Origin of the sequence: Nocardia sp. NPDC052001, assembly GCF_040680615.1 — a bacterium.
GTDB lineage: Bacteria > Actinomycetota > Actinomycetes > Mycobacteriales > Mycobacteriaceae > Nocardia.
On record NZ_JBFAXC010000012.1, the window covers coordinates 168,279 to 178,132 of the forward strand.

The following is a 9,854-nucleotide window of genomic DNA, read 5'->3' on the forward strand; positions in this document are numbered from 1 at the left end:
CGAGCTCGGCGACTTGCGAACGAGCTACGCCAGGGCGGTGAATTGCGCTGCGGCGCAGATTAAATGGGCGGGATCAGGTCGCTCGCGCTGACGGTGTATGTCAGTGGCGGGTAGGTGAAGTCGGTTTCGTTGTTCTCGCGGCGGCGGAGTTGGAAGAACTCGCGTTGCTGATCGTCGTCGGCCTGGGTGAGGGGGATGCCCGTTGGGAGGTACGGCTGACCCTCGCGGAAGGCGATGAGGGTTTTCGAGGTTCGGAAGGTCACGCCCAGCCATTGGTTCTCCGCGGTGCGGGCGGGCGCGCCCAGCACGATCTTGTGTTTGAGCCGGCGGTTCGCGGCGACCGGGAACACCACGATTCCGTTGTGGGTCAAGGGGATTTCGAGCTTGTCGGTGGAGCCCTTCGGTTCGACGATCAGTCTTCTCGGCGGGATCGGTTCGGGGTTGCGGTAGCAGGAGAAGACGGCGATGAAGGAGTCGTCGGCCAGGTCGAGGGCTTGGTCCGAATGGCTGCCCATGGTGGCGTAGGCGTTGGTGTAGGTCTCGATGAGAGCGTTGTTGAAGGCGATCGGGAGATCCGCGCATGTCTGAATCTGTTGTGCCAGAAGGTCATGAACGGTCCGGAAGCGTTGTGCGGGTGTGGCGTATCGGGTTGTGGTGCGGACGAGCGGAACAAGGTCCGCCGCATCGGGTTTGGCGAGCGTAGCTCCTATGCGGCCTTTTCCCAGCTCTTCCCACTGGACCGACTCGGAGAGTTCCGCGAACAGATCCTGCTCGGAAAGCAGTGTGTATGAGGCGATCTGGTCGAGAACTCTAGGCTCGGGGAGCAACGTAATCCCCCGCGTTCATGCTGAAGAGAAAGCGGTCGCCGTAGTCGATGAAGGATGCGCTGCGATTCTCCTCGGCGTACAGCCTGCGCAACTCGTCCATACCCTCCTCGGTGGGTGGACCGAGCTCGACCAGCTCGCCGTCCCGGTCGAGGAAGGTACGGCCATCCTTGTGCACGGCTTCGGTATTCGAACAGCGCACCACATATCCCAGGCGCGTCGGCAGCACCTCGGCATCCAGCATCGAGGGCCGGATTTCATGGGTGTACAGACGATTGGTGGACAGCGGCATGAAGAACACCGAGCCGGGATACAGGGTCACGGTGAACTGCGCGGGCAACCCATCACTCGCTTCGATCGAATCCTTGAGGCGGAAACGGAGACTCGTCAGCCCGCTGGCATTTTTCAACCCGAAATCGAACGCGTCGTCGGCCATCGGCCGCAAGGTGTCGAGCCCGTCATAGAACGTGCAGAAGGCCATGATGCCGTTGCCGGGCATGTCCTTGGTCTTGTCCGCGTGCGCCGAGATCTTGGCCTTGGATTGTTTGCGCTCGGCCGTGGCGCGGGTGTTGTGATAGATCTGCGCGAGCACATGATTGAGCGGGGCATGGCCGTCAAAGATGGTGGCGGCCTCGCGATTCAGCGCCTTGACAATGCTCGTATCGGTCGCGCGGAAAGTCTCGGTCGGGCCCGAGAGATTCGTCGAGCAGCGGAGCAGCCGGAAACGCAGGTCCGCACCACTGCGGGTGACCGGGGTCAGGTAGATGCCGCTGCGGTGAGCCGTTCCGGGTTTGGTCGACTCGGTCAGAGACTGGAATTCGTGCTCGGCTTGGATTCGCCCAAAGTGATCGTCGGCGATATCGAAGAAGCGGCGGTAGAGAACACCGGCGTTATGAACACGGACCGGGACCTGGCCGAGGTTGATCGGCGTCCATACGTCGCTGTCCTCGCGAAACCCGCGCGACAGCTCCCGGATGACGAATACCCTTCCCGCCGTGCGCAATCGACTGGCGTTGATCTCCGAGACATCCCCGCACAGATACACGCTCGCGCGCGCGAGATCGTCTGAACCGCGCGCAAACTCCTCGGGCGTGATCGTGGACCCGCAGAAGTCCTCGATCCGCGACGCCTCGGGCGCAACCAAGATATTGCCCGTGTCGTCGATGTGGGCTTCGCCGGTGTGCATACGGTCATCCTCCCCTGGAACGACTCTGAAACTATCAACAGCATGGTCACCTTCGCCGCTGATATTCAGCCGTACGAGCCGACGCTCTTCGCCGACTTTCGTGGCGGAGTGGGCTGGCAGCTCGAGCGCGACAGCTGCGCGGTCCTGGTGCACGATCTGCTCCCCTACTACGTGAATGTGCTGACCGCGCAGACCAGGACCGTGGTAGTCGAGCGATGTCGAACGATTGTGGATTGGGCTCTCAGCCAGAATGTGCCGGTTATCGCCTCGGCACCGCGCCCTGCCACCGATACACGGCAGCGCGGTCTGGGTGGACTGCTGTGGGGGCAGGGTCCGGACGCGAGCGAGGTGGCCCGGTCATGTTTGAGCGGGATGGACGAGCCCGGGGTGCCCTGGGTCCGCAAGCGATCCCTCAGCGCGTTCTACGCCACCGACCTCGACGTGGAGCTGCGTCGGCAGGGCAGGAGCCAGCTCGTCGTATGCGGGGTTTTCGCATCCCAGGGAATCGTCGCGACAAGCTTCGACGCCCTGGCACGAGATATCGAACTGTTCGTCGTCTCCGATGCCGTCGCCGACTACAACGCCACCCTGCACGAGCTGGCACTGGCGCAAATCACCCGATCTACCGGACAAGCCATCCCCACCGCTGACTTCGCATCGTCGCGTTGAGCAGACACGGCCGGTGTCAGCAGCGATTCGCGGTGAAGCCGACCGGGAGCACGTCGCCCTTCCCGCCTGCCGCGGCGCGGGCGAGCAGGGCCTGGGTGTCGGGGCCGAAGGGTGAGCTGTACTCGATGTCGGGGGTGCAGCCGCCCTGTTCGGGTCCGCCGATCACGCCGACGAGCTGACCGTTCTGGACCCAGGGACCGCCGCTGGTGCCCTCACCGAAACCGGTGCAGTGCAGCGCGGAACCGTCCGCGGTCGTCTCCAGAGGCGCTGTGCAGGTGAGTGGACGGCCGCGGCTGCCCATCGGGTAGCCGCTGACCGTGACCGGCGCGCCGGACTGCGGCGTGCCGAGCGGCAGTCCCGGCACCACATCTTCGATCCGCTTGCCGTCGCGCGGGGCGACTCGCAGAATCGCGAGGTCATGGCGCGGGTCGAAAGACTCCTGCCACGCGGGGTCGATGTACATGCTCGTCACCGTCCAAACCCCCTGCGGGAGTTCGGCATCGTGCAGCAGTGGCGCGAATTCGATGAGGGCACCGGGTCCGAGGACGCAGTGCGCGGCGGTCGCCAGCAGATCATGCGACGGCGAAGCGACGACACTGGCCGAGCAGAAGTGCGGGGCACCGATACGCGGTCCCACACCCGACACACTGGGATAGAACAGCGCCCCGGTCGAGGGCACCGTCTCGACCTCATAGGCCGCCGGTGCCTCCGCGTGCGCCGCCTGCGGCACCGCGAAACCGAGCAGAACCCCACACACCAGAGCCGTTATCCGTTGCACCCCAAGCACGGTAGCGAACCGCACGCGAATACGCGGTATTCGACTGCTGCGTCAGCCTCCCGAAACACCGTGGAGGCGAGCAAAACTCGGCACACGCGGGGTTCTGCTCAGTTGCCCCCAATTTCGGGGGCAACGATTCGACAATCTGAAATTAATTCATTTCAGTAGAATTCCCGCGCATGAGAACACCTTTGCGCACCACTTTCGCCGCCCTTGCCGTCGCCGCCGCGTTGACCGCGCTGGCCGGTCCCGCCACGGCCGGCTTCGCCGAAACCGGAAGCTCCCCAACCGGAAGCACCGCTACCGGGAGCAGCATCCTCAATGCCGGGTCCGGCACCAACAAGCTGTTCCACGACCTGTGGTGCGCTTTCGGTAACGGGATTCCCGCGAGCGCGAGCGCCTGCGCCACCTCGAACCAAGGGCTTTAGCCCTCGCGATCAAGGCAGTAGTCCGGATTCCCTGGCCCGGCGTACCGCGTCGCGGCGATTGGCGACCTGGAGCTTGGTCAGGATTGCGGAGACGTGGTGATCCACGGTTTTCACCGAAAGGTACAGTCGCTCAGCCAGTTCGGCGTTGGTGAGGCCGGTTTCGAGTAGGCGCAGCACTTCGATCTGGCGGGTGGTCAAACCCATGGGGTTGGCCAGGGTGGTGGCGCGGCGGGGTGCGGGGATATCACGGGCGCCGTTCGCGCGCAGGTCGTAGCGGACCTTGGCGGCGACCGCCTGCGCGCCGAGACGGTCGAGGATGTCCAGGGCGCGACGGGCGGGAGCGGTTTCGCCGGAGTCGGCCAGGGCCAGCGCCAGATCGTAAGGGGTGGTGAGGGTTTCGAAGGCCGCGGCGGCGGATTCGTACTGTCCGGCCGCGAGCAGCCGATAGGGTTCGGCTACGGATTCGGTGTCGACTCGGGAGCCGATTCGACGGAGCCAGCTGGCCAAATCGCCACGTGCCCATTCCAATCCGAGGGTGGGTACGGTGTCGAGCAGTGCCCGGCATTGATCGACACGGTCATCGGGAACCCCTGTCAGCCAGCACTTCTCGACGATTGCCGAGGCCACCGGCAGCATGCGCACCGGCTCGCCGTAACGGCAGGCGAGCTGCCAGGCGCGGTCGATACCGCCGTCGTCGTTTCCATCGCGGCGCAATGCGACCATGGCACGGATCAGCAGCGGCCAGACCCTGGCCAGGGGTGCGCCGGGGCTGTCCAGCACCGAGTCGGCATCGGTCAGCGCGCCCTGCCAATCGCCGGTGAGCAGTTTGAGTCGGCTGCGCGAACCCAGTTGCACGACATGGCATACGGGCAGATCGTGCTCGATCATCAGGGGCAGGCAGGTGTCGAGCAATTCGGTGGCGGCTCCGAGTCGGCGCTGTTCGACGTCGAAGTACGACAGGTTCGTGTAACCGCTGGAATAGATTTCGTCGATGTGCTTCGGGCCGGTGGCAAGCAGGCGCAGCAGGTCCTCGCGGGCGACCGGCACTCCGGCGAGGACTCCGCAGAAGCCCTCGATGATCTCCACTCGTACGCTCAGCAGGGGATCGCCTGCGGTGCTTGCGATTTCGCGGGCACGGGCGAGCAGTCGCGTCGCGGTGCCGAGTTCGCTGGACTGGACGGCCAGGAACGCTTGCAGCGCGAACGCGTATCCGGCGCGAGCTCGGGCGGCAGATTCGGCATCGCCGTCCAGTACCGCGAGCGCGGCCGACGCATGGGTGTCCGCCACCACACGGTTCGCGTTGTACCACTCGTAGACCGCGAGGGCGTGATGGTCGGCGCTCACCGCGGCGTTCGACAGCATCGCCTCGCGCAAGCGCATGGCGTTGCGGCACACGGTGATCGCGTCATCGAGCCGGTCGGTCAGGTAATACTCGTCAGCCAGCGATTCGAGCAATTCCGCTTCCATCGTCTGCGGCAGATCACGGTCTTGCAGTGCGAGACGGAAGAATTCGGTCGACTGGGTGTGCGCGCCCGAGCGCGCCGCGGCGTACCCCGCCTGTGCGGCAGCCTTGGTGATCAACGCACGATCACCCGCTCCCACCGCGTGATGGGTGATCACGGCGGGATCGGGTTGTGCTGTCGCGTAATGGGCTTCGATGAAACGGCGGTGCAGGCTCGGCTCGGCACCGGGCGGGATGACGCTGGTGATCGCCAGGCGGCACAGGTCATGCCGGAAGGCCACACCTCGGTTGTCGCGCTTGATGAGTTTGGCGTCATCGAGTGCGCGCAGCGCGGGCAGCGTGACACCCAGATCGGTGAGCAGATGATCGGCGATAGCACCGGGTGCGCAAGTCAGCAAATGCAGCAGATCCCAAGCGGCAGTGTCCAATCCGGCGGTGCGAGCCAGAATGGCGTCGCGCACGGTGGTGGGCAGCTCCCCGGTGCGGTGATCGAGCATCTCGCAGACGAAGAAGGCATTGCCGCCGGTCACCCGATACAGCCAGTGCGGATCCACGGGCCGATCCCCCGCCAGCGTCGTCACCGCCGCCAGGCTCAGCGGTGGCACGGTGAGCGGGCAGGCGTGCGGGGAGCGCGCGATATCGCCGAGCAGTCCGCGCAGCGGATGAATGACGCCGACTTCGTCATCACGTGCGATACCGATCAGCAGCAGTCGGGTATTCGCTATGCGGCGCAACAGGAATCGGAACAGATCGATGGTGCCCTGATCGGCCCACTGCAGATCATCCACCACCAGTACCGAGGGAACTTCGCGCAATGCGTCGAAGACCGCGGCGAAGATGTCGTACGACTGGTCCCCATTGCGCAATAGCGTGCGGGTGCGGTCATCGAAGCGATCCGCGAGATCGTGCAGCGGGCCCAGCGGCCGGGGTGTGGACAGCGGATCGCAGGCTCCCCACAGCACCCGCTCGTCCGCACACCAGCTGTCGAGAAAGGTCTCCACGAACGCGGTCTTACCCGCACCGGATTCACCGCGCACCAGCACGGCCCCGCCCTGCCCAGAACGTGCCCTATCCGCTCGAGCGCTGAGCTCTGCCAGCTCGTTTTCCCGCTCGGTCAGCCTCACCGTGGGGATGTTACCGGCCCAAGATAGGGAATCGATCCCCATGAATTCCGTTCCCGAATGGCCGAGCGTAGAGGTCACCGGACGCGACAGCGCCGGACCGGACAGGAGAACACATCATGAAACGCTTTCTCATCGAACGAGAGATCCCCGGAGCGGAAGACCTCACCCCCGCCGAACTCGCGGTGATCGCCGAAAAGTCCAATGCCGCAATGTCTTCGCTCGGTGTGCCGTATCGCTGGATCACCACCTACGTCGCGGGCGACAAGCTCTACTGCCTGCACGAGGCCGAGGACGAGGACGCCATTCGCGAGCATGCCCGCCGCGGCGGTTTCCCCGCGAACCTCGTCACGGCGATCGCCGGCGAATTCGGCCCGCATACCGCCGCCAACGTTCACTGACCGCTATCTATCAGGAGAGTTCGACCATGGAGGTTCCCGTCATCGCGGGTGCGGTCGCGAGCGCGGTTTTCGCCTCCAGCACGCTGCCGATGCTGGCCAAAGCGCGACGCACCAAGGATGTGCGCTCGTACAGCCCGGCGAATATCGCCCTGGCCAACATCGGCAACCTGGTCTACATGGTGTACGTGCTGGACCTGCCCCCGGGGCCGATCTGGGCGCTGCACCTTTTCCACACGATCAGTTCGGGTCTGATGCTGGTCTGGTATCTGCGCTACGTGGTGTTCGCTTCGACACCGGACGAGTCGAATTCTGGAGAGAACCCGGCTGTGCCTTTAGGTTTGACCAATGCCATCGGTCAAACAGGTTCAGATCACCTTCGACTGCGCGGATCCTGAGCGGGTCGCTCGTTTCTGGAGCGAGGTACTGGGATACGAGCATCAGGGTGTGTCGTGCGTCGATCCCTCGGGTGTGGGCCCGCGCCTGTACTTCCAGCGGGTTCCGGAGAGCAAGGTGGTCAAGAACCGGGTGCATGTCGATGTGCGCGTCGGGACGGGACTGGTCGGTGACGAGCGGGTGGACGCACTCGAGGCCGAATGCGCGCGGCTGGTCGCACTCGGTGCCGTGCGGGTGGAGTTGCTGCGCGCCGATGGCGTCAATGAATCGTGCCTGGTGATGCAGGACATCGAGGGCAACGAGTTCTGCCTCGACTGACTACCCCGCTGCGTCGCGGGTCAGTAGTACTGGACCAGGCAGAACTCGTGATCCTCGGGGTCGGCCATCACGACCACCACGCCCGCGTCATAGTCATGTCGCTCACCGGTGAACCGGCCGCCGAGCGCGATCACCTGTGCGATCCCCTCCTCGATATCGTCCACGGCGATATCGAGGTGGATCCGCACTTTGCCGTGGTTGGGTTCGGTCACCGGTTGAAATACCAGACGCGGCAACGGATCGTCTGCGCTTCCGAGGTAGACCCACCCGGGCTCGGACGGTCCACGCTCGCGATCGAGCAGTGCGCTCCAGAAGCCCGCGACCCGTTCCACGTCGATGCAGTCGATGGTCACTCCGACCCAGCGGTTCCCCATCCCGCAAGTATTGCGCGGCAAGCCGTAGGTGGTGGTCTGGTCGCGATCACCGATCACCCACCTGGCTGTGGGGGCGCCACATCAACCACGCTCGTGGGCCGCCGAAACGCATTGTGATCTCGTCGAACACCGTGAATCCGAAGCGTTCGTAGTAGGCGAGATTCGACTTGTTGCTGGTCTCCAGGAACGCGGAGACACCTTCTCGATCACACAGGGCGAGCTTCGATTCCAGGAGCGAGCGACCGTAGCCGAGCCCGCGCGCGGCCGGTGAGGTCCCGATCGCCTGGAGATACCAGTGCGGTTCACTCGGATGCCTGCGCTGCTTCTGGCGATCAGCCAATCCCAGCAACGGGATACGCGGACCGAACGCCTTCAGCAGATCCGGCAGCATGCGCGCCTGGGATCGAACGGTGTGCCGCCAACATCCGGGAGGGGTCCACAGCGCCGCACCACGCACCGCTCCGTCGGCATCAACGGCGATATCGACATGCCCGCGCAGCAGATGGTGCCGCGTCACCGCGCTGAACATCCACCTCGCTCGCGCCACCCGCGACCCCGAGTCCGGCAGCAACCACCCGACATAGGGGTCGCCCTCGAACGCCAGGGCGAGAACGCTTGCCGCAGCATCGATATCGCCGATACCGCCGGCTCGAATGAGCACGCTCATATCCACATCCTCAACAGAGCCATCCCCCACCGACCGCCCCGGCGTTCAATTGCGTTGACACACAACCGCAATCAGGCACAATTGCCAGCCGGGCTCCGACGATACCCGTCGGCAGTTGTTCGAGTGAGCAGGACGAAGGGGGATAGTGATGGCGGATCAAGAGATCCCGACCACCATGCTGTGGCGTCCGACCGGCCCGGAAGAACTGGACCTGGTTCGCGAATCAGATTGGCGCGCTTGGCCGCCCAGACTCCCCGAACAACCGATCTTCTACCCCGTACTCAACGAGGACTACGCGATCCGAATCGCCCGCGACTGGAACGTCCCCCACCACGGCGTCGGCTACGTAACCCGCTTCCGAGTCCAATCAGCCTTCCTCGAGCGCTACCCCGTCCAGCAAGCCGGCGGCCACACCATCCTCGAACTCTGGGTCCCCGCCGAAGACCTCGCCGAATTCAACGCCCACCTGGTCGGCCCCATCGAAGTCGTCCACGAATTCCGGTAGCCCACGACCCGAATAAATCATTGCCCGCCAACCGATTCGGCGACTACCGTCTGCGATGTCTCGCCTAAGGCGCGCTGGCTCTGGTTGACCGCGCCCGCAGTGATGGAGAGGGTAGCCGCCCGTTCGAGCCGGGCCGAGTCCAGAGGGAGTCCGCGGAAATGCGGACTCCCTCAAGCCCGCCATCGGAACCACATATCGGTGCCCTCGACGCGATAGCGCGGGCCTTTGTCGAATCGCATCTCGGCCACGAGCTTTCGCGCGTCAGCTGGAACCTGCCGGTACGGGGCCAGGAGACTATCCAGTTCGTCGTAGCGAGCATCGATGCCGCGGTGGCCCGGATGAGTGTCGTCGCCGACCTCACCTGCACAGTACCGCTGGTCCCAGCGAGCGAATATCGCCCAATGTTCGAGTTCCCAGGCGACCGCCTGCTCGCTGGCGGGCCAGACATAGAACTCGTAGTCGTCGTCGACGCGGTCGAACTTCCAGCCTTCGAAATAGTGTGGCCGACCGTCGATGTCGGCGATTCCCTCGCGCGGCCAGTCATAGCGACTCAATTCGACGTACACGCGCTCGAAGCCATCCGCGATCAGATCTGCTTCGTCCCACTCATTACCTAATCCCACGTTCGGATGTTAGGCCGTGTTTTGAAAGTAGTTCGTCTGGCGGGGCGCCGCGAAGCGGTGCCCCGCCAGAGGTGAGCTGGAAAGTACTGTCCGCGTTGGCAAATG

Annotated in this window: 13 protein-coding genes; 6 read left to right on the forward strand and 7 right to left on the reverse strand. The window is 64.6% G+C overall.

The features are described from left to right. Positions 1 to 59: 59 nt before the first annotated feature. The gene (locus AB0L82_RS36850; protein WP_364647524.1) at positions 60 to 827 is read right to left on the reverse strand and encodes a hypothetical protein; all 768 of its coding nucleotides are present in this window, start codon (positions 825 to 827) and stop codon (positions 60 to 62) included. After that, positions 811 to 2,010: a hypothetical protein gene (locus AB0L82_RS36855; RefSeq protein WP_364647527.1), complete on the reverse strand. Its 1,200-nt coding sequence runs from the start codon at positions 2,008 to 2,010 to the stop codon at positions 811 to 813. The genes AB0L82_RS36850 and AB0L82_RS36855 overlap by 17 nt, the downstream gene beginning before the upstream one ends. A gap of 42 nt (positions 2,011 to 2,052) precedes the next feature. Between AB0L82_RS36855 and AB0L82_RS36860 the strand changes: the two genes are divergently transcribed. Then, positions 2,053 to 2,679, forward strand: a complete 627-nt coding sequence (locus AB0L82_RS36860; protein WP_364647529.1) for an isochorismatase family protein — start codon at positions 2,053 to 2,055, stop codon at positions 2,677 to 2,679. A 16-nt stretch (positions 2,680 to 2,695) separates the two neighbouring features. Here the strand turns inward: AB0L82_RS36860 and AB0L82_RS36865 are convergent, their stop codons facing one another. Next, positions 2,696 to 3,457, reverse strand: coding sequence for a serine protease (locus tag AB0L82_RS36865; protein WP_364647532.1), 762 nt, complete (start codon positions 3,455 to 3,457; stop codon positions 2,696 to 2,698). A gap of 179 nt (positions 3,458 to 3,636) precedes the next feature. On the opposite strand from AB0L82_RS36865, the gene AB0L82_RS36870 reads away from it, so the two are divergent. Further along, positions 3,637 to 3,885, forward strand: coding sequence for a hypothetical protein (locus AB0L82_RS36870; protein WP_364647535.1), 249 nt, complete (start codon positions 3,637 to 3,639; stop codon positions 3,883 to 3,885). A gap of 9 nt (positions 3,886 to 3,894) precedes the next feature. Here AB0L82_RS36870 and AB0L82_RS36875 read toward each other — a convergent pair whose 3' ends face one another. Then, positions 3,895 to 6,471 carry an AAA family ATPase gene (locus tag AB0L82_RS36875; RefSeq protein WP_364647538.1) on the reverse strand — a complete coding sequence of 859 codons (2,577 nt, stop codon included), beginning with the start codon at positions 6,469 to 6,471 and terminating at the stop codon, positions 3,895 to 3,897. A 116-nt stretch (positions 6,472 to 6,587) separates the two neighbouring features. Between AB0L82_RS36875 and AB0L82_RS36880 the strand changes: the two genes are divergently transcribed. From AB0L82_RS36880 to AB0L82_RS36890, 3 genes are read left to right on the forward strand one after another with little or no spacing between them, the layout of a single operon-like run. After that, positions 6,588 to 6,869, forward strand: a complete 282-nt coding sequence (locus tag AB0L82_RS36880) for a DUF4242 domain-containing protein (RefSeq protein ID WP_364647541.1) — start codon at positions 6,588 to 6,590, stop codon at positions 6,867 to 6,869. A gap of 26 nt (positions 6,870 to 6,895) precedes the next feature. Continuing rightward, positions 6,896 to 7,264, forward strand: a complete 369-nt coding sequence (locus tag AB0L82_RS36885) for a hypothetical protein (RefSeq protein ID WP_364647544.1) — start codon at positions 6,896 to 6,898, stop codon at positions 7,262 to 7,264. Next, on the forward strand, positions 7,215 to 7,580 hold the full coding sequence (locus AB0L82_RS36890) for a VOC family protein (RefSeq protein WP_364647547.1): 366 nt from the start codon (positions 7,215 to 7,217) through the stop codon (positions 7,578 to 7,580). Before AB0L82_RS36885 ends, AB0L82_RS36890 begins: the two co-directional genes overlap by 50 nt. A 20-nt stretch (positions 7,581 to 7,600) precedes the next feature. On the opposite strand, the gene AB0L82_RS36895 is transcribed toward AB0L82_RS36890, so the two are convergent. Then, positions 7,601 to 7,954: a VOC family protein gene (locus AB0L82_RS36895; RefSeq protein WP_364647549.1), complete on the reverse strand. Its 354-nt coding sequence runs from the start codon at positions 7,952 to 7,954 to the stop codon at positions 7,601 to 7,603. Between the two features lie 46 nt (positions 7,955 to 8,000). Beyond that, the gene (locus AB0L82_RS36900; protein ID WP_364647552.1) at positions 8,001 to 8,621 is read right to left on the reverse strand and encodes a GNAT family N-acetyltransferase; all 621 of its coding nucleotides are present in this window, start codon (positions 8,619 to 8,621) and stop codon (positions 8,001 to 8,003) included. 148 nt (positions 8,622 to 8,769) lie between these two features. Here AB0L82_RS36900 and AB0L82_RS36905 point away from each other — a divergent pair, with 148 nt between their 5' ends. Next, positions 8,770 to 9,126, forward strand: coding sequence for an ADP-ribosylation/crystallin J1 (locus AB0L82_RS36905; protein ID WP_364647555.1), 357 nt, complete (start codon positions 8,770 to 8,772; stop codon positions 9,124 to 9,126). A 170-nt stretch (positions 9,127 to 9,296) separates the two neighbouring features. Here AB0L82_RS36905 and AB0L82_RS36910 read toward each other — a convergent pair whose 3' ends face one another. Next, positions 9,297 to 9,749, reverse strand: coding sequence for a hypothetical protein (locus AB0L82_RS36910; RefSeq protein WP_364647558.1), 453 nt, complete (start codon positions 9,747 to 9,749; stop codon positions 9,297 to 9,299). Between the last annotated feature and the right edge of the window lie 105 nt (positions 9,750 to 9,854).